This is a genomic window from Janibacter terrae, assembly GCF_039636765.1.
GTDB lineage: Bacteria > Actinomycetota > Actinomycetes > Actinomycetales > Dermatophilaceae > Janibacter > Janibacter terrae.
Map to the genome: position 1 here is coordinate 466,229 of NZ_CP144167.1, position 23,005 is coordinate 489,233.

The following is a 23,005-nucleotide window of genomic DNA, read 5'->3' on the forward strand; positions in this document are numbered from 1 at the left end:
AGACCGAAGAGAGATCAACGATGACTTCTCAGCTGACCAGGACCTCCCCCCTCGAGCACATCCGCGCGAACGCCGAGACCCTCCGGGCCGAGGCCGCCCCGAGCGACGACCTCGGCCGCCTGACCGACGCGACGGTCAAGGTGCTGCGCGACTCCGGCGTCATGCGCCTGTTCGCCCCCGAGCAGTACGGCGGCGCGGAGGCGCACCCAGTCGAGTTCATGCAGGCGGCCATGGAGGTCGGCCACAGCTCCCCGTCCGCGGGCTGGGTCACCGGCGTCGTCGGCGTCCACCCCTGGGAGATCGCGATGATGGACCCGCGCCTCCAGGAGGAGATCTGGGGCGAGGACCACGACGTGTGGACCGCCTCGCCGTACGCCCCCTTCGGCGTGGGTCGGCCGGTCGACGGCGGCTACCTCTTCTCCGGCCAGTGGCCCTACTCCACCGGCACCGACGCCTCCGACTGGGTCATCCTCGGCGGCATGGTCGGCGACGCCGACGGCAAGCCGCTCATGCCGCCGCAGGTGCGCCACTTCGTCATCCCGCGCAAGGACTACGAGATCGTCGAGGACAGCTGGAACGTCATGGGCCTGAAGGGCACCGGCTCCAAGGACGTGAAGATGACCGACGTCTTCGTCCCCGACTACCGCACCGTCGGTGGGGCCGAGATGAACGCCGGCGCCTACGAGGACCGCCAGCCGGGCAAGACGCTCTACCGCCTGAAGTTCCCCGTCGTCTTCTCCGCGGCGATCAACTCCGGCACCCAGGGCATCGCCGAGGGCGCGCTCAAGGTCTTCCACGACTACGTCCTCGAGCGGGTGAGCGCCGACCAGCGCGTCGCCAAGCAGGACCCGGTGCTCATGCACGTCTACTCCGAGGCGGCCGCCGACGTCGCCGCGAGCCGCACGGTGCTGCTCAACGACATGAAGGAGCTCTACGACTTCGTCGACGCCGGTGGCGAGCTGACGATGAACGAGCGGGTGCGCGTGCGCCGCAACGGCGTCCGCGCCGTGCGTCGCTCGGTCGACGCGATCGACCGGCTGTACAAGATCGCCGGGTCGCAGAGCATCCACGAACGCATGCCCAACGAGCGCTACTGGCGCGACATGCAGGCCGGCATGAGCCACATCTGCAATGTCGACGGCCCGATCTACAACGCCGCCGCGACCCTCGACTTCGGCGGCGAGATCACCAACCCCATGCTCTTCGCCTGACGGCGCCGCAGCTCCCCACCACGCAGGAGATCCCGACATGATCACTCGACTCGCCTACCTGGGCGTCAGCTCCCCGAACCACGACCAGTGGCCCGACCTCGCCGAGCAGGTCTGGGGTGCGCAGGTCGTCGACGCCGGCCCCGACGGCGCCACTCGCATCAAGTTCGACGACGCGCCCTGGCGCATCCAGGTCCACCCCGGTGAGGAGGACCGCACCGAGTACATCGGCTGGGCCGTCAACTACGAGGAGGACCTCGAGGAGGTCCTGCGGATCTGCGCCGACCTCGGTGTCGAGCACGAGCGCGGGGACGAGGCCCTGGCCCTGTCCCGCGACGTCAACCGCATCGTCGTCTTCACCGACCCGTGGGGCTTCCGCCACGAGGTCACCTGGGGCCAGAGCTCGGTGCCCGGCAGCTTCCGGCCGAGCCGACCGATCAGCGGCTTCGTCACCGGCGAGCAGGGACTCGGGCACGTCCTGCTCCTCCTGCCCGACATCGAGGAGGGGCACGAGTTCTTCAGCAACTTCGGCTTCCGCCTCTCGGACAAGATCATCGTCCCCGGCCGCCTCAACGCGCGCTTCTACCACTGCAACAAGCGCCACCACAGCCTGGCCCTCGGCCAGTGCCCTCCCGGCGTCGCGGGCCTGAACCACCTCATGATCGAGGTGCGCGACATGGACGACGTGGGCACCGGCTACGAGCTGGCCCAGGAGCACGGCGTGCCGATCACCCTGAGCCTCGGGCGGCACACCAACGACAAGCAGTTCAGCTTCTACCACACGACGCCGAGCAGTTTCCACGTCGAGTACGGCTGGGGCGGGCTGGAGGTCGACGAGGAGGAGTGGATCCCGAAGGTCTACGACCGCACCGCGACGTGGGGACACGTCCCGGGCGAGGGCACGCAGGGCGGCCGTCCGCCCGGCATCATGCACCCGCTGCGCGAGGCGCAGGCCGTCATGCACGAGGTCCCGGAGGCCTGAGGACGGTGCCTCTTCCCCCCTTCGCCCACGCAGCCGACCTGCTGGGGGTGGCCTCGGACGTCACCGCGCACGACAAGCGGGTCGCGCTGCGGGCGGCGCTGTCCGCGGGCACCCTCGTGTTGCCCGGGGCCACGGACGCCATGGGTGCCCGCCTGGTCGAGCAGGCCGGCTTCTCCGCCGGCTACCTCACGGGGGCCGGCCTGGCCAACGCGACCTACGGGCTGCCCGACATCGGTCTGGTCTCCCTGACCGAGGTCGCGGCCCACGTCGACCGGGTCGCCAACGCGGTCCGCCTGCCCCTCGTCGTCGACGCCGACACCGGCTACGGCGCAGCGGTGTCCGTCATGCGCACCGTGCAGGTGCTCGAGCGCGCCGGCGCCGCCGGCATCCAGCTCGAGGACCAGGAGATGCCCAAGCGGTGCGGGCACTTCGACAGCCACGCGCTCATCCCGGCCGAGCACATGGCGGCCAAGATCGTCGCCGCCGGGCAGGCGCGCCAGGACGAGGCGACGGTCATCGTCGCCCGCACCGACGCCCGCAGCGTCCACGGCATCGACGAGGCGATCGCGCGCGCCCGGCTCTACGTCGAGGCGGGGGCCGACGTGCTCTTCGTCGAGGCGCCGCGCACCCGTGAGGAGCTGGCCCTCGTCGGCCGCGAGCTGGCCGGCACGCCGCTGCTCGTCAACGTCGTCGAGGGCGGCAAGACGCCGCAGCTCTCGCTGCAGGAGTACGAGGAGCTCGGCTTCACCGTCGTCCTCTTCGCCAACTACCTCATGCGCTCGATGATGTCGGCCGGTCGCGACGCGCTCGCCCACCTCGCCGCGACCGGCGAGACCGGCTCGCGGGTGGACCGGATGGCCAGCTGGCAGGAGCGCCAGGAGCTCTTCAACCTGCCGCGCTTCACCGAGGCCGAGGCCTGGTTCGACGGGCTCGGGCAGGGCGCACCGTGAGCACCAAGGTCTTCGCCGACGAGCCCGGCATCACGGCCGACGGCCTGCCGGTCGAGCACGAGCTGCCCGAGCGCGTGGGCGTCGTCGTGCTCGGCGGCGGCATGGCCGGCGCCGCGGCGATGCTCGCGGCCGCCGAGGAGGGGCAGTACGTCATCCTCCTCGAGAAGCTCCCGGTCCTCGGTGGCTCGACGATCCGCTCCGCCGGCCTGAGCGCCTTCGTCGGGACGGACGAGCAGCGCGAGCAGGGCATCGAGGACTCCGAGGAGCTCCTGCGCTCCGACCTGCTCGCCGTCGGTGGCCACCGCAACGACCCCGAGCTGGTCGACACCTACGTCGCGCACCAGGCGGGGACCTACCGCTGGCTCAAGGAGCACGGCGTCGAGTACGGCCACATCCACGCGGCCTCCGGGCAGTCCGTGCCGCGCTCGCACCCGAGCGACACCACCGCGACCCTGCGGCGGCTCTTCACCGCCGCCGGGGCCCTCGGCGCACGGATCATCCTCGACGCACCGGTCGAGCGACTGCTCACCGAGGGCGAAGGGAGCGAGCGTCGCGTCATCGGGGTGCTCGTCGAGCGTGACGGCGAGGAGCACACCGTGCTCTGCGACGCCGTCGTCGTCGCCACCGGCGGCTTCGCCCGTGACCGTGAGCTGCTCGACCGCGTCGCGCCGCAGATGGAGCACGCGCTCCTTGCCGGCGGACCGGGCAACAGCGGAGACGGCATGGTCATGGCCCAGGCCCTCGGGGCCGGCGTGCGAGACCTGCCGTGGATCAAGGGCACCTACGGCATCTACGCCGAGCCGCACCCCGGCGAGGACGGCACCGGGATCCTCGCCGTCTACAAGGGCGCGATCATGGTCGACGTCCACGGGCGCCGCTTCGTCGACGAGTCCCGTCCGTACAAGGAGCTCGGCGACGCGAGCCTGGCCCAGGAGGGTGGCTGGACCTGGCAGGTCCTCGACGCCCGGGCCATGGCGCTCACGAGCGACGAGGTGCCGATCTACGACTTCGCCGGCCGGCTGTCCGCCGGGATGCTCGAGGTGGCCGACACGGTCGAGGAGCTCGCCGAGCGCCTCGGGACCGACCCGGGCGTGCTCGAGGAGAGCGTCCGCGACTACAACGCGCGGATCGCCGCCGGCGAACCCGATGCCCGTGGTCGCCGGCACCTCGTCGGCGGGGTGGGCCACCCGACCCCCATCGACACCCCGCCCTACTACGCCCAGCGGTCCGGGACGGTCGTCCTCGCGACGTACTGCGGCCTGACCGTCGACCCGTCGATGCGGGTGCTCGACGTCTTCGGCGACCCGATCCAGCGGCTGTACGCCGCGGGCGAGGTCGTCGGCGGGCTCCACGGCGCCGGCTACATGACCGGCTCGAGCATCGGCAAGGCCGCGATCTTCGGCCGGATCGCCGGCACCCACGCCGCGCACGAGGAGAGTGACCTGGAGTGGTGAGCGGATCCGTGTTCGACATGACGGGACGGGTGGCGGTCGTCGTCGGTGCCTCCGCCGGAGGCCTCGGCCAGGAGGCCGCCCGCGCGCTCGCGGCCGCCGGCGCGACCGTCGCCGTCGCCAACCTGCCCTCCCTCGCCGACGACCTCGACAGCGTCCGCGCCTCGCTGCCCGGCACGGGCCACACGGCCCACGCCGTCGACGTCACGGACGAGGCGTCGGTGACCGCGCTCGCCGACGCGGTCCTCGAGCAGCACGGCCGAGTGGACTCCGTCGTCAACGCGGCCGGCGTGATGCTGCGCAAGGCCTACGACGAGACGACCGTCGAGGAGTTCGAGCGGGTCATCAAGGTCAACCTCGTCGGCTGCTGGCTCGTGGGCCGCGAGTTCGGCTCCCGCCTGGCCGCGGCCGGCGGCGGCCAGCTCGTCAACATCACGACCGTCTACGCCGAGCGCGTCGGGCCGATCCCCGAGAGCGCCTACTACGCCTCCAAGGCGGGGGTGGTCAACGTGACCCGCTCCCTCGCGAGCGAGCTCGGGCCCGCCGGCGTCACCGTCAACGCGCTGGCGCCGGCCGTGTTCTACCCCACGGCCATGACGATGCCGCTCGCCGACGACCCCGAGCAGCTCGAGTGGTTCTCCCGCCGCACGATGCTCGGCCGCCTCGGTGACGTCGACGGCGACCTCGCCGGTCCGCTGCTCCTCCTCGCCACGCCCGCCGGCAGCTACGTCACCGGGCAGGTGCTCTACGTCGACGGCGGCTGGTCCGCCTGGTGACGACGACACCGCCCCTCCCCACTGCCCCACCCCACCCCCACACGAAGGACGCACCATGACCACCGACCGCACCGCCCTGCTCATGCTCGACTACCAGGTCGCGCTCGGCCAGGAGGGCGACCTCTGCCTCGCGCCGCCGCTGGCCGCCCAGGTCCGCGAGCGTGGTGTCGTCGCGACCGCCTCGCGGGTGCTGGAGGCGGCGCGCGCCGCCGGCGTGCCCGTCTTCCACATCCGCCTGGCCTTCGACCCGGCGTACCGCCTGCGGACCAACCGTCTGGCCCGCTTCGACGGCTACCCGAACAACCAGAAGATGCGCGTGGGCAACCCCGAGACCGAGTTCCTCGCCGAGCTCGCCCCGCGCGAGGACGAGGCCGTCGTCGACAAGGGGTGCGTCGACCCCTTCGTCGGGACCGCCCTGCGCGAGGTGCTCGCCGCTGACGGCATCGACCACGTCGTCCTCGGGGGCATCGCCACCCACCTCGTCGTCGAGTCGGCCGCCCGCCACGCGAGCGACTCCGGCCTGCAGGTGAGCATCGTCGAGGACATGTGCGCCACCCCCGACCCGGCCCTGCACGAGCACGCCGTCGCCAAGACGCTGCCGCTCTTCGGCACGGTCACCACGGCGGACGAGGTCATCGGGAGCTGGGCATGAGCGCGGCCGACGTCGTCGTCGTCGGCTCCGGGATCGCCGGCCTCTCCGCCGCCATCAGCGCCCGCGAGGCCGGCGCGAGCGTGCTCCTCCTCGACCGGGCCACCGAGTCCGAGGCCGGGGGCAACACCCGCTACACCGAGGCGTACATGCGGATGGCCTCGGTCGACGAGCCCGCCGACGGGCTCGCCGACGCCCTTGTCGACGACTTCATGGGCCACCCGGACCCGGGCCTGATCGCCGACCTCACGAAGTCCTGGGAGCGGCGCTCGCCGCTCCTGCGCGCCCACCCGATGGTCGACCTCGACTACGTGGAGACCTTCGCCGAGAGCGCCGGCCCGACCCTGCGCTGGCTCGAGGGTCACGGGATGTCCTTCGGCCAGCTGCCGACGCTCTTCCTCACCGTCTCCACGACCCGACTCGCGCCGATCGGCGGCGGGCTCGCCCTTGTCGAGACGCTCACCCGCCGCGCCAAGGAGCTCGGTGTCGAGCTGTCCTACGAGAGCACGGTGCGCGAGCTCGTCGTCGAGGACGGGGAGGTCGTAGGCGTTGTCGCCGGGACCAGCTCCGGGAGCGTCACCCACCACGCCACGCATCGCGGCGTCGTCGTGCTCGCCTGCGGCGGGTACGAGGGCAATGCCGAGATGATGGCCAGGTACCACGGCGACAAGGCGATGACCTGCCGTCCGGTCGCCCGTGGCGGCAACTACAACAAGGGCGAGGGCATCGAGATGGCGCTGGCCGCCGGGGCGGCCACCGCGGGCAACTTCAGCCTCTTCCACGCCGAGCCGATCGACCCGCGCTCCGGAGACCCGGAGGCGGCGATCATGGCCTTCACCTACGGCGTGCTCGTCGACGTGCACGGACAGCGCTTCGTCGACGAGGCCCGCGGTCCCATCGACGCCTGGTACGAGCGCACGACCCGCGACATCCAGGCCCAGGACCGCGGCATGGCGTGGATGATCCTCGACGCCGCCGGCCAGGCGGTGCCCAACATCCGCACCGCGATCCGCACGGAGGAGCCGCCGGTCACCGCGGGCACCCTCGAGGAGCTCGCCGCGGCCATCGACGTCGACCCCGGCGCGCTCTCCGCGACGATCGCGCAGTACAACGCGGCCTGCCCCGGCGGCGAGTGGGACGTCACCCGCCCCGACGGGCTGGCCACCTCGGGCGTGCACCCGCCGAAGAGCAACTGGGCCCGCCCGATCGAGCAGGGACCCTTCGTCGCCTACCCGATCATGGCGGCCAACGTCTTCACCTTCGGCGGGCTCAAGGTCGACGCGTCCTCGCGGGTCGTGGACCGCGACGGCCGGGCGATCCCCGGTCTGTACGCCGCGGGCGAGATGACGGGCCTCTACTACTCCAACTACACCGGGTCGACGTCGGTGCTCCGCGGGGCGACCTTCGGACGCATCGCCGGCGAGCAGGCCGCCCGACTCCGGGGCGAAGGGAGCGCTGTCGCGTCATGAGGATCTGGCACCAGTCCTTCACCGTCCTCGACGACGTCCCGCACTACCGGGACGCCCTCGCGCGGCACCTGTCCGCCGCAGCGGGGCCCGGCCACCAGGTCGACCTGCACGGGATGGCGCCGGGCACGTACCCGAGCGACTACCCGGGCACGCACATCAAGTACGCCTACCTCTCGGGCCTGCACCGCGAGCAGTTCGTCCAGGCCGCCCTGCGCGCCCAGGACGAGGGGTACGACGCCTTCCTCATCGCGACGATCCCGGACACGGGGTACGAGGAGGTGCGCACGCTCGTCGACATCCCGGTCGTGACCTTCGGGCAGACGAGCGTGCTCATGGCAGCGCAGCTCGGGCGACGGGTGGGCATCGTCAACTTCATCGCCGAGCTCGAGCCGCAGCTGCGGCGCAACCTCGAGGTCCACGGCCTCGACCGCATCGTCGGCCCGATCCGACAGGTCGACCGTGCCTTCACCGACATCATGGCCGCCTACGACGACCCGGCCCCCCTGACGGACGCCTTCACGGCCGCCGCCCGCGCGGCGATCGCCGACGGGGCCGACGTCATCGTGCCCGGCGAGGGCCCGCTCAACGTCTTCCTCGCCGACCAGGGCATCAGCCGGGTCGACGACGTGCCGGTCCTGGACTCCCTCGGGACCTGCGTGCGGGTGGCGCTGCTGCGCGCGGCCCAGTACCGCGAGCAGGGGCTCGTGCCGAGCCGGCGCGGCTTCTACGGCGAGCAGCCGCCCCGCGCGCTCGTCGACGCCGCGCGCGGCTTCTACGGGATCTCGCCCGCCCTGGGTGAGCACTGATGGAGGTCATCGAGGTCGACGTCGCCGTCGCCGGAGGCGGCGCCTGCGGCGTCATGGCCGCCCTGCGAGCCAGCGAGGACCCTGACGTCGTCGTCGCCGTCTTCGAGAAGAGCACCCGCGAGGGCTGCAACGCCGACGTCTCGTCGGGCAGCCTTGCGGCCGGTGGCACCCGCTGGCAGCGGGAGGCCGGCATCGAGGACTCGCCCGAGCGCCACTGCGACGACATCATCGCCAGCTCCGGCGACGAGGCCCTGCGCGATCTCGTCCTGGCCTGGTGCCTTGCCGCCCGGGAGTACGTCCACTGGATCGGCGACACCCTCGGGTACCCGCTCGAGGTCGGCGTCGACATGCCGCGCAAGGGCATGAGCGTGCCCCGGCTGCACGCCGACCCGGAGCGCCGGGGCGGCGGACCGCTCATGTCCTGCCTGCGGGCCGAGCTGGTCTCCCGGGACAACGTCGCCTTCGTCGACGAGGCGCCGGTGCGCCGGCTGCTCACCGAGCCCGACCCCGAGCGCCCGGGCGACGAGCGCGTCGTCGGTCTCGTCGCCGAGCAGAACGGCGAGCTCGTCGAGGTGCGGGCGGCGACGACGGTGGTCGCCACCGACGGCTTCGCGAACAACCCCGAGCTCATGCGGCGCTTCGCGGCGTCCCTCGGCACCCCCTTCTACGGCGGCGTGAGCACGTCGACGGGTGACTCCGTCGCGTGGCTCGAGCCGCTCGGGGCGCAGTGGACGCACATGGAGGCCTGCCTGCGGCACGGCCAGGTGACGCTCGGCCACGGCACGCGGGTCAACCCGGCCCTGCCGTGGGCGGGCGCGGTCCTCGTCAACACCGACGGGGAGCGCTTCGTCGACGAGCAGGCCCACGGCTACTCCGGGCTCGCCGCGCAGATCCAGGCGCAGCCGGGCGAACGGGCCCTGATGCTCTGGGACGAGCAGGCGATGGCCGAGACGATCACCTCGGAGATGATGCGCGACTCCCTGGCCGCCGGGGCGATCCGCGAGGCAGAGGACCTGGCAGACCTCGCCCGGCAGACCGGCATCCCGCTCGCCCGGCTCGAGGAGTCGGTGCGCCCGATCGAGGGTCGTCGGGCCCAGAGCGGGCGCCTGCACCACACGTGGGTCACCCACGGGGTGCTGACGACCCAGGGCGGGGCGCTCGTGGACCCGCGGGGCCGGCTCGTGCGTGCGGACGGCTCGACCGTGGTCGGCCTGCGGGTCGGGGGCGGCAGCGCGGTCGGGACGGCCGGCCCGCGCTCGGAGGGCTACTCCTCCGGCGGGGGGCTCATGGCCGCCATGGGGGCCGGGTGGATCATCGGCGCGGAGGTGGCGAAGGGGGCCTGACCCCCTTCGCCCTCCGCGCTCACATCATGAACCAGCTCTGGTAGTCCCTGAGCAGCTCGCTGCTGCCGTTGTGGCCGAGCGCGTCGGTCATCTCGGCGGCGGCCTGCTGCAGCGAGGCGACCCACTCCCGCACGACCGTCCCGTCGACGTCCTGCGGGAGCTGGGTCATCCGCAGGACCATGGAGACGCCGCCGTGGGGGTTGAAGACCGGGACGACGATCGAGCCGAGGTCGTAGGTGCCGTCCTCGCAGATGTCCACCGGTCCGAAGAAGAGCGACATCTGCGCGATGACCTCGCGGACGGCGCGCTCGCGGCTCGGGGTGAGGGGGCCGGAGGCGTACTCGTCGAGCGCCTCGTGCAGGCGCGCGTACTCCTCCTCGCGCTCCGGACCGACCTGGACGACCGCGAAGCCGTCGCGGCGGATCGCCTCGAGCCGTCCGCGGTAGTGGGCGATCGCCTCCTCGTCCTTGGCCGCCTTCGCGAGCCAGTGCTCCTGGACCTGCGGCGGTGCGAACGCGACGTAGACCTCGCCGATCGGCGGCATCAGCGGGATCCGGGCCCCGAGCCGCTCGTACGCCTCCGCGCTCCCGCCGAAGGCGGAGTCGGCCGTGGTCATGTCCTCGTCGTCGATCGCGACGAGGACGGCCGACTCGCAGCCGTGCCGGTCGGCGATGCGGCGGATGTGCGGACGGGCCGTCTCGGCGAGGCGCAGGGCGGCGATGAAGTCACCGTCGCCGAGCGCGGACAGGCCCTTGGGGTTGAACCCGCCGTACCCGCCCTGGAAGAAGAGCAGGGGGGTCACCGGACGGTTGACCTCGAGGTCGTCGACCGCGCAGATGGTGATGTAGTGGTCGCCGGCGAGCACCTCCTGCTCGCGGCGGCAGTGGATCAGGGCGACCGCGTCGTCGAGCACGGGCGCACCCTGCGCGGAGGGCGACCAGCCGACGCGCTCGAACTTGTCGTCGGCCGGGATCGCCATCGTGCGGCAGACATCCGTCTGGTCGTGGGCGAGGACGTTGATGACGAAGGAGGGGCACTCGCGCAGCCGCGCGTAGGTGCCGGAGTGCGCCCCCGGCATGAAGGCCACGAGCGGGGGGTCCATCGACACCGAGCTGAAGGTGCCGACCACCATGGCGACCGGCTCGCCGTCGGGGTGCGTCCCGGTGACGGCGACCACGCCCGTCGGGTAGTGGCCGAGGACCTCGCGGAAGGTCGCGTCGTCGAAGCGGCGCTCGAGCGCCTGGTCCGCTGCCATGTGAGCTCCTCGTTGAGTCTCGGATGACGGCCCCACGGGGGAAGCCTGTAGTGGTTGCTACAGCGAGAGTAGCCATCGCGAAGGGGGTTGATCAAGCCTCCGTCGCAGGATTCCGCGCCAGACGGCATCGATCCCTGTAGGATCGCTTCCAGCACCGGCCCTGCTCGAGGCGGACCGAACGAGACCCGAGGGGGTGGCATGCCGCGCAAGACCGACCGCGTCCACAAGCAGGGCGAGGAGTCCAAGGAGTCGATCCTGCGGGCGACGCTGGAGATCGCCGCGACCTCAGGCTACGACGGCACGACGGTCGCCAAGGTGGTGGAGCGCACGGGCCTGCCGGCCAGCTCGATCTACTGGCACTTCGGCAACAAGGACCAGCTGCTCGCGGCGACCCTCGAGTACTCGTACCGTCAGTGGCGCCCGACCGCCCCGACGTGGGTGGAGCGGGCCGAGCCGGAGGACCTGCGCGAGCGGGTCGAGCAGCGCTTCCAGCGCGCCGCGCAGTCGCTCGTCGACACCCCTCAGTTCTGGCAGCTCGGCCTGCTGCTCACCCTGCAGAAGCGGGTCAAGCAGCCCGAGGCCCGCGCGCGCTACCTCGACGTGCGCCGTGACACCGAGGACGCGATGGCGAGGTGGTGGACCGAGGTGCTCCTCCCCGAGGCCTTCCCCGACGAGAGCGCGCGGCTCGCTGCCGCCCAGCGCGTCGCGCGGACCCACATGGTGCTCATGGACGGGCTCTTCGTCCACGTGCGCTCCAGCTCCCCCAAGGACGTGCGGCGCCTCACCTCGCTGCTCGCCATGGGCTGGTCGGCCCATCTCCGCGAGCTGGGGTGGGCCCGATGAGCGGCAGGCCGACCGGCGCGGCCGACCCCAAGGACCCGGGCCTGGCCTCCCGTGACCGGATCCTCGTCGCCGCCGCCGAGGTCGCCCGGGAGCGTGGTGTCACCGGCGCGACGATCGCGGCCGTCTGCAAGCGCTCCGGGCTGCCGGTCTCGAGCCTCTACTGGTACTTCAGCGACAAGGACGCCCTCTTCGCCGAGGTCGTGCGCACCAGCTTCGCGCGCTGGCTCGCCGAGTCGCCCGGGTGGGGAGCACAACCCGGCGACGTGCTCGAGCACGTCGGCCTGATCCTGCGGGCCTCGGAGGAGACCCTGCGGCAGCGGCCGAGCTTCATGAACATCGGCATGCAGGTGCTCCTGGAGACGGGCGAGGACACCCACCAGACCCGGCAGGCCTACCTCGACGTGCGCGCCCAGGCCCTGACGATGCTCATCGTCTGGCTCGAGCGCGCCCTGGGGCAGGTCGGCGACCCGCAGCTGACGATGGACGTCGCCGTGCTCTTCCGGGCGTTGTCCGACGGTCTCGTCGTCGCCGGCGAGGCCTTCGACGACTTCGCGGCCGCGGAGATCATCGACCTCTTCGTCCCGATGATCCAGGCCGTCATCCGCGAGGCGATCGAGAGCGGCGGGCGTCCCTGACCGGGCCGCGTCGCCGTCGTCGTTCCGCGAAGGGGAACGGTTTACCCCTTCGCCCTGCCGGTGGGAGAGAGTCGTGGTACGGGGCACAGCTGCCCCGTGAGCGACCACGAAGGAGTGTTCGGTGACGATGATCATCGTGCAGCCGTCGGGGACCGAGATCCACGTCTCGCCCGACGACACAGTGCTGGCCGGCCTGCAGAAGGCCGGCTATGCGTACACGGTGGGCTGCCGACGCGGCGGCTGCGGCATCTGCAAGATCGACGTCCTCGAGGGTTCCTTCTCGTACAACCGACCCGTGGCCGACACGGTCGTGACGGAGGAGGAGCGCACCGACGGCACCTGCCTGAGCTGCCGTGCGGTCCCCGACGTCGACCTGACGATCCAGATGCGAGACGCGTCCCTGCGCCTCGTCAACCCCCTGCTCGGCAAGATCAACGCCGCCACACGCGAGCGTGCCAAGGCCGAGCGCACCCTCCCGGAGGAGCAGTAGACATGGGCATCATGCGAATGGGCTACGCCCACGTGCGTGTCACCGACATGACCGAGGCCAAGAACCACTACGCGTCGACCCTGGGTCTGTACGAGACCCTCGAGGACGTCTCCCCGGAGGGCAACAAGCGCGTCTTCTACAAGGGCTGGGACGAGTGGGACCACCACTCCCTCGTGCTCGAGGAGGGTGGCGTCGGTGTCGTCAAGTACGGCTGGAAGGTCCAGCACGAGGCCGACATCGACGACATCGAGGCCAAGGCCAAGACCTTCGGCCTGACCGTCGAGCGGATGTCGAAGGGGGAGAACCCCGAGGTCGGCGACGGCATCCGCTTCGTCACCCCGAGCGACCACGTCTTCGAGGTCTACCACTCGCAGACCGCCATCGGCACCGAGGTCGGCACCCACAACCCCGACCCCTTCCCGCGTCACCTCGTCGGCGTCGGCGTCCCCGCGCTGGACCACTCGCTCATCACCTGCGAGGACCCGAAGACGACGGAGCGCATGCTCATGGACGTCTTCGACTTCTACGCGACCGAGCGGGTCCAGACGAGCCTCGACGACGACCACGAGCTCGTCGGCACGTGGCTCACCTCGAACAACCAGATCCACCAGCTCGCCGTCATCGGCGGCCCGCAGGGCAAGCTGCACCACTTCGCCTTCCGGCTCGACGACTGGAGCCAGGTCGGGCACGCAGCCGACCTGTTCACCATGGACGACGTGGCGGTCGACGTCACGCCGACCCGTCACGGCATCACCCGTGGGCAGACGACGTACTTCTTCGACCCGAGCGGCAACCGCAACGAGGTCTTCGCCGGCGGGTACATGGCCTTCCCCGACCGCCCGACGAATGTCTGGACGGTCGACCAACTCGGTCAGGGCATCTTCTACCACTCGCGTGAGCTCAACGAGCGCTTCACCACCGTCCTCACCTGATGAGCCACACCCGACGCAGCGCCGTCCTGACCCTCGAGGGGGCCGGGGCGGCGCTCGCCGCTGCCCTGGCGCACGCCACCGAGCACGGCCTGCGGATGAACATCGCCGTCGTCGACCCCGGCGGCGCGCTGCTCACCTTCGCCCGGATGGACGGCGCCTTCGTCCACTCCGGACCGATCGCCATCGACAAGGCTCGCACGGTCGCCGGCTTCGGCGGCGCACCGACGGCGGGGCTCTACGAGGCGCTCGCCGGTGAGGACGCGGTGATCCGCGGCATCGCCAACCGGCCGGGGGTCGCGGCCTTCGGTGGCGGCGTCCCGATCCACGTCGACGGCGAGCTCGTCGGCGCGATCGGCGCGTCGGGCGGCTCGGCCGAGGAGGACGAGCAGGTTGCGGCCGCCGGCGCCGCCGCCGTGCAGCAGCCCTAGGCACGCGCAACGAGTGAGTCTGCATTGCCCTAGGGCAATGCAGACTCAGCTCGCCATGGCCAGGGTCCGGCTCGGCAGCTCGCCGTACCGCGCCCGGTAGGCCGCCGCGAAGCGGCCCAGGTGGGTGACCCCCCAGCTGAGCGCGACGTCGGTGACGCTCGCGCCGCGCCCGTGGACGAGGTCGTCGTGGATCCGCTCCAGCCGCACGTCGTGCAGGTGGGCGAAGGGCGTCGTGCCCAGGTGCTCGCGGAAGGCCTGCTGCAGCCGCCGCACGCTCACGCCCGCGATCTCGGCGAGGTCGGCCGGGGTCCACGCGCGGGCCGGGTCGGCCTCCATCGCCGCGACGGCGCGGTGGACGGGCCGCGGCCGCAGGGCCTCGCGGGCCGTCGGCTCCTCGGGCACGGCCGCGAGGAGCAGCCCGGTGACGAGCATGCTCGCGACGGCACCGGCGACCTGGGGGTCCTGGTAGAGGAGCCCGCCGCTCTCGCGCGCGTTGTCGAAGGTCGTGCGTGCCATCTTGAACCACGTCTCGCCGGCGGGGGTACGCAGGTCGATCTCGGTCGGCAGGACGACGTCCTTGCGGGCGAAGACCCGCTCGCTCTCGCGCCGCAGGTGGTCGGCGTCGATCCGCAGCCCGAGGACGATCAGGTCGGAGGTCCACGCGGGCATGCGCGCCGGGGTGTCCGCAGGGAAGGCGGTCGCCTGTCCCGGGCCGGCGTCGAAGTCGATGCTGCCGATGCGGGAGGCGAGGTGCCCGGTCAGCGGGATGTTGACGGCCACGGCGCCGGGATGCTCAGAGTCGATGCCCACGGTGGCCCCGAACTGGATGCGGGCGAGGCGGCACTGGTCGAGGTCGACGACCTCGAGACCGGAGGCGGTGGCCGCTCGGGGGGCGGCGCTCGGGTGCATCGCGTGCGGGAAGTAGGCGTCCGCGAGCGCGTCGTGGAGGCCCTCCCAGTCCTCGAACCGGGGGGCCGACTCCAGAAGGTGCTTCATCGCACTCCTCTCGCGGGGTCATCCGTGATCGTGTCGATGATGACCTCACCCAGTCTGCCACCACCGCGTGTTCCTCCCCGCGGAACGACCGTGGTCCCCGCGCACGGTGCGCCGAGCGGACAGCTACTGCGTCGGGTGGATCACGGCACCGCCGGGAGCGGCCTACGTTCGACGACACGACACATCACACCGGGGTGATGGGCGGCACCAGCCCCCTCCCTCCGGACCACCGAGGAGAGGTGCCATGACGCCCTTCATGACCCGCGTCGCCGAGCTCGTCGGCACGCCCCAGCAGGACCTGGGCCAGCTGGCCCCGAGCGGCGCGACCGTGCCGCAGACCCGGATCAGCCAGCGGGTCGCGACCGGGACCGGCGCCGACCGGCACGTCGCCCTGCGCTCCCTCGCCGAGCAGTACGTCTGCGAGGCCAACGCCGTCCTCGGCCCCGACCGGGAGCACCTCGGTCTCGTCGACGAGGCCCTGCCCGCCGAGCTCGCCTTCACCGTCACCTGCGGTGACGCCGGCGCGCGCTGCTCGACGGCCTTCGCGGACGGGCGGGCCATCGGCCGGCTCGTCGGCACCTTCGACGAAGGGGAGGAAGCCCGCGAGCTCGTCGGTCCCGACGCCCTGCCGGACCTGCTCATCCGCCTCCTGGAGGTCGGCCACCCGACGCCGACCACCGCCTGATCCCCCTTCGTCCCGACCCCGACCACGAGGAGAACGTCCAGTGCAGTACGAGCTCAAGACCCAGGTCATCGAACCCCAGCGGCACACCTTCACCCACATCGCCAAGCGGTACGGCGACAAGCCGGCCTCCCGCTACCTCGAGGGCAGCGTCGACGTGCAGCCCAAGGAGCACTTCCACTACCGCCCCACGTGGGACCCGTCGAGGGAGATCTTCGACGACTCCTACAGCGTCTTCCGCCTGACCGACGCGTACTCCTTCCTCGACCCGCGGCAGTACTACTACGCCCCCTACGTCACGGCGCGCTCGAGCCACCACGAGGCCTTCGCGACGACGCTCGAGTACATCGAGGCCCGCGGCCTGCTCGACCGCCTCCCGGACGGCTGGTCCCGCGTCCTGCGCGAGCTCGTCGTGCCGTTGCGCCACCTCGAGAGCGCCGGCCAGCTCATCCTGTGCAACATGGCCCGCTTCGGCTGGGGCGCGACGATCACCCAGGCCGCCGCCTACTCGGCCTTCGACCGGGTCGGCAACGCCCAGGTCCTCAGCCGCGTGGGCATCGCCCTCGGTGGCGGCACCGCCGACCTGCTCGGGGAGGCCAAGACGCACTGGATGGACGACGCGTCGCTGCAGGGCCTGCGCCGGCTCGCCGAGGAGACGATCGTCGAGGCCGACTGGGGCCTGGCGCTCCTGCACCTCGACGCCGTCGACCGCCTCCTGTACGACCTCCTCTACCGCCACCTCGACGACGAGGCCGTCGTCGGCGGGGCGCCGGCCTATTCGCTGGTCTCGCAGCACATGTCGAGCTGGTTCGACGACAACCGCAAGTGGATCGACGCGCTGTACAAGACCTGGCGCGAGGACCCCGAGCTCGGCGAGACCAACGCCGCGCTGCTCGCCGAGCACGGCGGCGCCGCCGTCGACGCGGCGCTCGAGGCGGTCACCCCCTTCGCCGCCCGCATCGACGAGCTGCTCGGTGACGGGATCGGGGCCGTCGACCGGATCACCACGACCGCTGCCGAGGTGCGCGCCGCGCACACCGGTGAGCAGGCCTGAGAGAGGACACGGACATGAGCGACCAGACCACCACGGAGACGAAGGGCGTCCGCGACGTCGGCGTCGTCATCCAGGAGTCGGAGAGCAACCGGCCCGTCATCGAGGCCATCGAGGCCGACAACCCGGAGTGCAGCGTCTCGCACACCCCCGGGCTCGTGCGCATCACCGCCCCCGGGCGGATCGTCATCACCCAGGAGACCGTCGAGGAGAAGGTCGGCCGGGAGTGGGAGACGCACGAGTTCCAGATGGCCATCGTCAGCTACTTCGGCAACATCCAGGAATGGGACGACGACGAGATCGTCATCGCCTGGGACCACTGAGCCAACCGACCGAACACCGACGTTCACAGGAGACCTGACATGACGCTCGCACCCGAGAAGAAGAGCAACAAGAAGCCCAAGAAGCTGTCGATGAAGGCCCGCTACGAGGCCCTCACCCGCGGCCTCGACTGGGAGCCGACGTACGTCGACAAGGCGCAGATGTTCCCGCACCTCGACTACGAAGGCATCAAGATCCACGATTGGGCGGCCTGGGAGGACCCCTTCCGCCTGACGATCGACGCCTACTGCAAGTACCAGGCGGAGAAGGACAAGCGCCTCTACGCCGTCCTCGACGGCTTCGCGCAGGGCCAGGGCCACCTGAGCCTCACCGACGCCAGCTACCTCAACGCGATGAAGGTCTTCATCCAGGGCGTCACCCCCCTCGAGTACGGCGCCCACCGGCACTTCGCCTACCTCGCGCGGCACTTCGCCGGTCCGGGTCCGCGCTTCGCGGCGCTGTGCCAGTCGATCGACGAGATCCGGCACATGCAGACCGAGATCCACACCCTGTCCAACTACAACAAGTACTACTCCGGCTTCCACAACTGGCCCGAGGAGTTCGACCGGGTCTGGTACCTCTCGGTGCCGAAGAGCTTCTTCGAGGACGCGCTCTCCTGCGGGCCCTTCGAGTTCCTCATCGCCGTCGGGTTCTCCTTCGAGTACCTGCTGACCAACCTGCTCTTCGTGCCCTTCATGTCGGGGTCCTCCTTCAACGGCGACCTGCCGACGATGACCTTCGGGTTCTCGGCGCAGTCCGACGAGTCGCGGCACATGACCCTGGGCCTGGAGGCGATCAAGTTCCTCCTCGAGCAGGACGAGGCCAACGTCGAGATCGTCCAGGGCTGGATCGACAAGTGGTTCTGGCGCTCCTACCGCGTCACGGCGCTCGTCGCCCAGATGCTCGACTACATGCTCCCGCGCAAGGTCATGAGCTGGAAGGAGTCCTTCGAGCTGTACTTCGAGGAGCAGATGCTCGGCGGCCTCTTCGAGGACCTGGCCTTCTACGGCATCAAGCCCCCACGCCACGTCGAGGACGCCATCAAGGAGAAGGACGTCCTCTCCCACCAGGTGTACTGGACCCTGTACCAGTTCTCCTTCGCCGCGAGCTTCACGACGACGGCCCCGTCCGACGAGCACATGGACTGGCTCTCGCAGGCCTACCCCGACACCTTCGACAAGCACTACCGACCGCTGTGGGAGAAGGAGAAGGAGAACATCGCGAACGGCGGGCGGCACTTCGCCCGCGGCCTGCCGCAGCTGTGCCAGGTCTGCCAGGTCCCCATGCTCTTCAGCGAGCCGGGCGAGCCGGACGTCCTCGCGCAGCGCGAGTCCGAGTTCGAGGGCGAGATCTACCACACCTGCTCCAACGGCTGCCAGTGGATCTTCGAGCGGGAGCCGGAGAAGTACCGCCAGGCCTGGCTGCCCGTCCACCAGATCCTCGCGGGCAACTGCGGCGGACCGACCGTGCCCGACGTCCTCGAGTGGTACGGCCTGCAGGACGGCGATGCCGGGGAGTACCTCGGCTCGCGCGACCACAAGAACTGGGTGGCGTGGCAGGGCGAGGCTGCTGCCGACACCGCCGCCCCCACCGACGAGACGAAGGCAGGTGCCTGACATGGCGATCAAGAGCTTGGGTGAGTACGACTTCCCCTCCCGGTCCGCGCAGGAGAACTACGGCGACGACCAACTCGTCAGCGTCTGGTTCCAGGACACGATGTGGTTCGCCGCGCCGGTGATGTTCCGCGCGCCGCGCGAGATGACCTGGGGCGACTTCCGGTCCCAGATGTTCGTGCCCTTCGCGGAGGAGGACCCGGACTACGACCCGTCCGCCGAGCGGACGTGGACGCTGCACGGCGCCCCCTTCGCACCGGAGGACGGCCAGACCCTCGCCGAGCTCGGCGTCCGGCACAAGGACGTCATCGGCACCCGCGTGGCCGCCTGACGCAGCCGCTCCCCAACGTCTCGCTCCAGGAGAACCCATGACCAAGTACACGATCACCGTCGAACCCGTCGGCCGCGAGGTCCAGTGCGACGAGGACCAGACGATCCTCGACGCCTGCCTCCGGGCGGGGGTGTGGCTGCCGCACAGCTGCACCCACGGCACCTGCGCGACCTGCAAGGTGGACAAGCTCGACGGCGAGGTGGACCTCGGTGAGGCGAGCAGCTTCGCCCTCATGGACTTCGAGCGGGACGAGGGGAAGCTGCTCACCTGCTGCGCCAAGCCGCGCGAGGACGTGACGATCGAGGCCGACCTCGACGTCGACGAGGACATTGAGGTGCACCCGGTCGAGGACTACACCGGCACCGTCGTCGTCCTCGAGGACATCGCGGAGGCGACGAAGCGGCTCGTCGTCGAGCTCGACCGCGAGATCGGCTTCAACGCCGGGCAGTACATGAAGTTCTCGGTCCCCGCCGGCGACGGCGGCGAGGAGGTGGACCGCACCTGGTCCATCGGCTCGCCGCCCGGCGAGACCACCCGCCTGGAGTTCCACATCCGCAATGTCCCGGGCGGGCGCGGGACGGACGGCTGGGTCTTCGCCACCCTGGCGGAGGGGGACCAAGTGCGGTTGTCGGGCCCGTACGGCCGCTTCGTGCTCAAGACCGGCGACGACCGGCACGCGATCCTCGTCGGAGGCGGTACCGGTGTCGCGCCCCTGAAGTCGATGGTCCGCCACGGGCTCGAGGCCGGTGAGTACGAGGGCGAGATCACCCTCTACGCCGGCGGGCGGACCCGGGCGCACCTCTACGACGTCGCCGCCTTCCGGGAGCTGGAGGAGGAGTACGAGCAGTTCACCTACCGGCCGTGCCTCTCCGACGAGACCCCCGAGGAGGTCGCCGCCGACGGCGACGACCCGGACGGGTACGCCTACGGCCTGGTCACCGAGGTCATCGAGGCCGACCACGAGCGCCTCGGCGGCTGCCGCGGCTACCTGTGCGGGCCGCCCCCGATGGTCGACGCGGCGCTGAAGACCCTGATGAGCCGGCGGCTGTTCCCCCGGGACATCTTCCGCGAGGACTTCTTCGACGAGTCCGACAAGAACGGGTCTGGCCTGAAGAGCCCGCTCATCAAGCGCTGAGCCGACGGTGCGCTACAGGCCGGCGTCCCGCAGCTGCCGCGAGAGCGTGAAGGCAGCGGTGCGCACGGCCACGCCGAGGCGGGGCAGGTCCATCAGCTGGGTCTGCCCCGTCACGGACAGCGCGGCGCGGATCTTCTTGTCCGCGCCGAAGACGGGTGCGGCGACGCACGAGACCCCGAGATGGGACTCCTCGTGGTCGTAGGACGTGCCGTTGGTGCGGATGTCGCGCAGCGCCCGCTCGAGGTCTGGCGCCGTGACGATCGTGTGCCGCGTCATCGGCGTCAGGCCGGCCTCGACCCGTTGCGCGACGACGGCCCGCGGCGAGTACGCGAGCAGGGCCTTGCCGACGCCCGTCGCGTGCGCCGGGAGACGTCCCCCGATGCTGGAGGAGAGGGGCAGGCCGCCGCGCACGATCTCCACGTAGACGACCTCGACGCCGTCGAGGACCGCGAGGTGGACCTGGCGGTCGGTCGCCTGGTGCAGGTCGACCATGAGCGGCAGCGCGGCCTGGGCGAGCGTGCGCGGCAGCGGCACGTGCGTGCCGAGCTCGAAGAGCCGGACCCCGAGCGACAGCCGGGAGTTCTCGTGGCGCTCGACGAGGCGCTCGTCGACCAGCTGCGCGACGAGGCGGTGGACCGTCCCCTTCGCCAGCCCCGTGGCACCGGCGATCTCGCTGATGCCCACCGGGCCGGGCGCCTCCTCGATGACGGTGAGGATCGACGTGATCCGGCCGACGACGGACGAAGGGGGGTCGTTTCGTTGATCGGAACGCACTCCTTGATCATGCCCCATCCGAGGGCGACAGTGGACTCACCGACGCAGAGAAAGGGTGGACGAAGATGACCACCGCGACGCACGACCCCCACCCCCACGCCACCGTCGAGGACGCCTACTGCACCTCGACCCCCAAGCGGGCGGCCGGCGGCGGGCTGCGCTCGGTCGGCACCGCGCTCGATGTCCTCGAGTGCTTCGCCGTCGACTCCGCGCTCGGGGTCTCGGACGTCGCCCGTCGCCTCGGCGTCGCGAAGTCCACGGCCCACCGGGTGCTCACCACCCTCGCCGGTCGCGGCTTCGTCGAGCAGGACGCCAACGGCCTCTACCGTCTCGGCCTGCACCTCTACGAGCTCGGGATGCTCTCCCACGCCCGCAACGGCCTGCGCCACGTCGCGCTGCCGGTCATGCAGGCCGTGGCCGAGCGGACCGGTCACACGGTCAACCTCGGCGTCCCCGACGGCGCCGACGTCGTCTACGTCGAGCGCATCGAGTCGATGGACGGGGTGCGCATCCTCGGCCACAGCGGTCGTCGCCAACCGGCGCACTGCACGAGCTCGGGCCTGGTCATCGCGGCCTTCAACCCGACCGTCGACCACGACCGCCGCGAGGCCGGCTTCCCGCCCAGGGCGCGCGGCACGATCCGCCGCGTCGAGGACTGGGACCGCGCGCTCGCCACGGTCCGCAAGGCGGGGCACGCCGTCCTGCACTCCGGGAGCTTCACCGACGCCAGCTCGGTGGCCGTCCCGATCCGCGTCCGCGGCACCGCGATCGGCTCGATCTCGGTGCTCGGCCCCACCCCCCTGATCCAACCCGACGTGCGCCGGGTCGTGCCGCTGCTCACCGCCGCGGCCAACCGCATCGCCAAGTCGTACCAGACGACCTGAGCCGTGCCCCGACCGCTGCATTCCCCTAGGGCAATGCAGACCAGACCGTGCATTCCCCTAGGGCAATGCAGACGAACGGCCCCCAGATCGTGCATTCCCCTAGGGCAATGCGGGCGAAGGGGAGATCACGACCGAGTGCGTTCCCTCCGCGGGAACGTACGCCCCGACCAGCGAAGGACAGTCCTAGCGTGACCACCATGGAAGAGAGCACAGACGTCCGGTCCCGGGCAGCCCGGGTCCTCCTCGAGGCCTACGAGACCGGCCGTCCCACGGCCCCCCTCACCGAGCAGTTCGACGGGCTGACCGTCGAGGACGCCTACGCGATCCAGCTCGAGCAGGTGCGGTCCTGGACCGACGCCGGCCGCACGATCATCGGCCACAAGGTGGGGCTCACCTCGCTGGCGATGCAGAAGCAGCTCGGGGTGGACCAGCCGGACTTCGGCCACCTCACCGACGACTTCGCCCACCTGGAGCACCAGCCGATCGCCCTCGACACCTACCTGCAGCCGCGGGTGGAGCCCGAGATCGCCTTCGTCCTGCGCAAGCCCCTGACCGGGCCCGGCGTCACCCTGACCCAGGCCATCGACGCCGTCGACTACGTCCTGCCCGCGCTCGAGGTCGTCGACAGCCGCGTCGCGGACTGGAAGATCACCCTCGTCGACACGATCGCCGACAACGCCAGCTCCGGCGGCTTCGTCCTCGGCAGCACGCCGACCCGCCTCACCGACGTCGACCTGCGCCTCACCGGCTGCGTCTTCTCCCGCAACTCCCAGGTCGTCGGGACCGGCGCCGGCGGCGCCGTCCTCGGCTCGCCCATCTCCAGCCTCGTGTGGCTGGCCAACACCGTCGGTGCCTTCGGCACGACGCTCGAGGCCGGCCACGTCATCCTCCCCGGGTCCGTCACCTCGATGGTTCCCGTCGCGCCGGGCGACGTCTTCACCGCGACCTTCGGTGGTCTCGGCAGCGTCACCGCCGTGTTCGCAGACAAGTGAAAGGTGCAC

25 protein-coding genes are annotated in these 23,005 nt (G+C 71.3%); 22 read left to right on the forward strand and 3 right to left on the reverse strand.

The genetic code is table 11. From position 1 onward, the window contains the following. The first annotated feature begins 20 nt into the window (after nucleotides 1–20). Genes V3C34_RS02325 through V3C34_RS02365 form a run of 9 tightly spaced genes read left to right on the forward strand, consistent with a single transcriptional unit; the run spans nucleotide 21 to nucleotide 9,634 of the window. Nucleotides 21–1,211 (forward strand): acyl-CoA dehydrogenase family protein, encoded by a 1,191-nt coding sequence (locus tag V3C34_RS02325; RefSeq protein ID WP_346007969.1) that lies wholly within the window; start codon nucleotides 21–23, stop codon nucleotides 1,209–1,211. Between the two features lie 37 nt (nucleotides 1,212–1,248). Continuing rightward, nucleotides 1,249–2,190, forward strand: a complete 942-nt coding sequence (locus V3C34_RS02330) for a VOC family protein (RefSeq protein ID WP_346007970.1) — start codon at nucleotides 1,249–1,251, stop codon at nucleotides 2,188–2,190. A 5-nt stretch (nucleotides 2,191–2,195) separates the two neighbouring features. Then, nucleotides 2,196–3,140, forward strand: coding sequence for an oxaloacetate decarboxylase (locus V3C34_RS02335; RefSeq protein ID WP_346007971.1), 945 nt, complete (start codon nucleotides 2,196–2,198; stop codon nucleotides 3,138–3,140). Beyond that, nucleotides 3,137–4,594, forward strand: a complete 1,458-nt coding sequence (locus V3C34_RS02340) for an FAD-dependent oxidoreductase (RefSeq protein WP_346007972.1) — start codon at nucleotides 3,137–3,139, stop codon at nucleotides 4,592–4,594. The genes V3C34_RS02335 and V3C34_RS02340 overlap by 4 nt, the downstream gene beginning before the upstream one ends. Then, nucleotides 4,591–5,367 (forward strand): SDR family NAD(P)-dependent oxidoreductase, encoded by a 777-nt coding sequence (locus tag V3C34_RS02345; protein WP_346007973.1) that lies wholly within the window; start codon nucleotides 4,591–4,593, stop codon nucleotides 5,365–5,367. Before V3C34_RS02340 ends, V3C34_RS02345 begins: the two co-directional genes overlap by 4 nt. A gap of 55 nt (nucleotides 5,368–5,422) precedes the next feature. Beyond that, on the forward strand, nucleotides 5,423–6,019 hold the full coding sequence (locus V3C34_RS02350; protein ID WP_346007974.1) for an isochorismatase family cysteine hydrolase: 597 nt from the start codon (nucleotides 5,423–5,425) through the stop codon (nucleotides 6,017–6,019). Then, nucleotides 6,016–7,485 (forward strand): FAD-dependent tricarballylate dehydrogenase TcuA, encoded by a 1,470-nt coding sequence (gene tcuA, locus V3C34_RS02355; RefSeq protein ID WP_346007975.1) that lies wholly within the window; start codon nucleotides 6,016–6,018, stop codon nucleotides 7,483–7,485. The genes V3C34_RS02350 and tcuA overlap by 4 nt, the downstream gene beginning before the upstream one ends. After that, a complete protein-coding gene (locus tag V3C34_RS02360) occupies nucleotides 7,482–8,291 on the forward strand; it encodes an aspartate/glutamate racemase family protein (protein ID WP_346007976.1) in 810 nt (269 codons plus the stop codon). Before tcuA ends, V3C34_RS02360 begins: the two co-directional genes overlap by 4 nt. After that, nucleotides 8,291–9,634: an FAD-dependent oxidoreductase gene (locus tag V3C34_RS02365; protein ID WP_346007977.1), complete on the forward strand. Its 1,344-nt coding sequence runs from the start codon at nucleotides 8,291–8,293 to the stop codon at nucleotides 9,632–9,634. Before V3C34_RS02360 ends, V3C34_RS02365 begins: the two co-directional genes overlap by 1 nt. Nucleotides 9,635–9,653: 19 nt before the next feature. Here V3C34_RS02365 and V3C34_RS02370 read toward each other — a convergent pair whose 3' ends face one another. Then, a complete protein-coding gene (locus V3C34_RS02370; protein ID WP_068327622.1) occupies nucleotides 9,654–10,889 on the reverse strand; it encodes a flavin reductase in 1,236 nt (411 codons plus the stop codon). A 198-nt stretch (nucleotides 10,890–11,087) separates the two neighbouring features. Between V3C34_RS02370 and V3C34_RS02375 the strand changes: the two genes are divergently transcribed. The 5 genes from V3C34_RS02375 to V3C34_RS02395 all read left to right on the forward strand — a co-directional run bounded on the left by V3C34_RS02375 (nucleotide 11,088) and on the right by V3C34_RS02395 (nucleotide 14,217). Further along, nucleotides 11,088–11,732, forward strand: coding sequence for a TetR/AcrR family transcriptional regulator (locus V3C34_RS02375; RefSeq protein WP_068327613.1), 645 nt, complete (start codon nucleotides 11,088–11,090; stop codon nucleotides 11,730–11,732). After that, nucleotides 11,729–12,367, forward strand: a complete 639-nt coding sequence (locus V3C34_RS02380; protein WP_170307639.1) for a TetR/AcrR family transcriptional regulator — start codon at nucleotides 11,729–11,731, stop codon at nucleotides 12,365–12,367. The genes V3C34_RS02375 and V3C34_RS02380 overlap by 4 nt, the downstream gene beginning before the upstream one ends. Nucleotides 12,368–12,494: 127 nt before the next feature. Beyond that, a complete protein-coding gene (locus tag V3C34_RS02385) occupies nucleotides 12,495–12,857 on the forward strand; it encodes a 2Fe-2S iron-sulfur cluster-binding protein (RefSeq protein ID WP_068426082.1) in 363 nt (120 codons plus the stop codon). 2 nt (nucleotides 12,858–12,859) lie between these two features. Continuing rightward, complete coding sequence (locus V3C34_RS02390) at nucleotides 12,860–13,789, forward strand: catechol 2,3-dioxygenase (protein WP_338539090.1); 930 nt, start codon at nucleotides 12,860–12,862, stop codon at nucleotides 13,787–13,789. Then, nucleotides 13,789–14,217 (forward strand): heme-binding protein, encoded by a 429-nt coding sequence (locus V3C34_RS02395; protein ID WP_346007978.1) that lies wholly within the window; start codon nucleotides 13,789–13,791, stop codon nucleotides 14,215–14,217. Before V3C34_RS02390 ends, V3C34_RS02395 begins: the two co-directional genes overlap by 1 nt. Before the next feature lie 45 nt (nucleotides 14,218–14,262). Here the strand turns inward: V3C34_RS02395 and V3C34_RS02400 are convergent, their stop codons facing one another. Further along, on the reverse strand, nucleotides 14,263–15,213 hold the full coding sequence (locus V3C34_RS02400) for an AraC family transcriptional regulator (protein ID WP_338539088.1): 951 nt from the start codon (nucleotides 15,211–15,213) through the stop codon (nucleotides 14,263–14,265). Between the two features lie 244 nt (nucleotides 15,214–15,457). Between V3C34_RS02400 and V3C34_RS02405 the strand changes: the two genes are divergently transcribed. From V3C34_RS02405 to V3C34_RS02430, 6 genes are read left to right on the forward strand one after another with little or no spacing between them, the layout of a single operon-like run. Beyond that, a complete protein-coding gene (locus tag V3C34_RS02405; RefSeq protein ID WP_338539087.1) occupies nucleotides 15,458–15,898 on the forward strand; it encodes a hypothetical protein in 441 nt (146 codons plus the stop codon). Between the two features lie 40 nt (nucleotides 15,899–15,938). Further along, nucleotides 15,939–16,949, forward strand: a complete 1,011-nt coding sequence (locus V3C34_RS02410; RefSeq protein ID WP_338539086.1) for a hypothetical protein — start codon at nucleotides 15,939–15,941, stop codon at nucleotides 16,947–16,949. A gap of 14 nt (nucleotides 16,950–16,963) precedes the next feature. Then, on the forward strand, nucleotides 16,964–17,269 hold the full coding sequence (locus tag V3C34_RS02415; RefSeq protein ID WP_338539085.1) for an MmoB/DmpM family protein: 306 nt from the start codon (nucleotides 16,964–16,966) through the stop codon (nucleotides 17,267–17,269). Between the two features lie 39 nt (nucleotides 17,270–17,308). Further along, nucleotides 17,309–18,883, forward strand: coding sequence for a YHS domain-containing protein (locus tag V3C34_RS02420; protein ID WP_338539084.1), 1,575 nt, complete (start codon nucleotides 17,309–17,311; stop codon nucleotides 18,881–18,883). 1 nt (nucleotide 18,884) lies between these two features. Next, on the forward strand, nucleotides 18,885–19,211 hold the full coding sequence (locus V3C34_RS02425; protein ID WP_338539083.1) for a phenol hydroxylase subunit P4: 327 nt from the start codon (nucleotides 18,885–18,887) through the stop codon (nucleotides 19,209–19,211). A gap of 37 nt (nucleotides 19,212–19,248) precedes the next feature. Then, nucleotides 19,249–20,346: an NADH:ubiquinone reductase (Na(+)-transporting) subunit F gene (locus tag V3C34_RS02430; protein WP_338539082.1), complete on the forward strand. Its 1,098-nt coding sequence runs from the start codon at nucleotides 19,249–19,251 to the stop codon at nucleotides 20,344–20,346. A gap of 12 nt (nucleotides 20,347–20,358) precedes the next feature. Here V3C34_RS02430 and V3C34_RS02435 read toward each other — a convergent pair whose 3' ends face one another. After that, complete coding sequence (locus V3C34_RS02435; protein WP_068425808.1) at nucleotides 20,359–21,120, reverse strand: IclR family transcriptional regulator; 762 nt, start codon at nucleotides 21,118–21,120, stop codon at nucleotides 20,359–20,361. A 65-nt stretch (nucleotides 21,121–21,185) separates the two neighbouring features. On the opposite strand from V3C34_RS02435, the gene V3C34_RS02440 reads away from it, so the two are divergent. Both V3C34_RS02440 and V3C34_RS02445 read left to right on the forward strand, forming a co-directional pair. Next, nucleotides 21,186–22,004 (forward strand): IclR family transcriptional regulator, encoded by an 819-nt coding sequence (locus V3C34_RS02440; RefSeq protein ID WP_338539081.1) that lies wholly within the window; start codon nucleotides 21,186–21,188, stop codon nucleotides 22,002–22,004. Between the two features lie 197 nt (nucleotides 22,005–22,201). Then, nucleotides 22,202–22,996, forward strand: coding sequence for a 2-keto-4-pentenoate hydratase (locus V3C34_RS02445; RefSeq protein ID WP_068329284.1), 795 nt, complete (start codon nucleotides 22,202–22,204; stop codon nucleotides 22,994–22,996). Nucleotides 22,997–23,005: the final 9 nt, after the last annotated feature.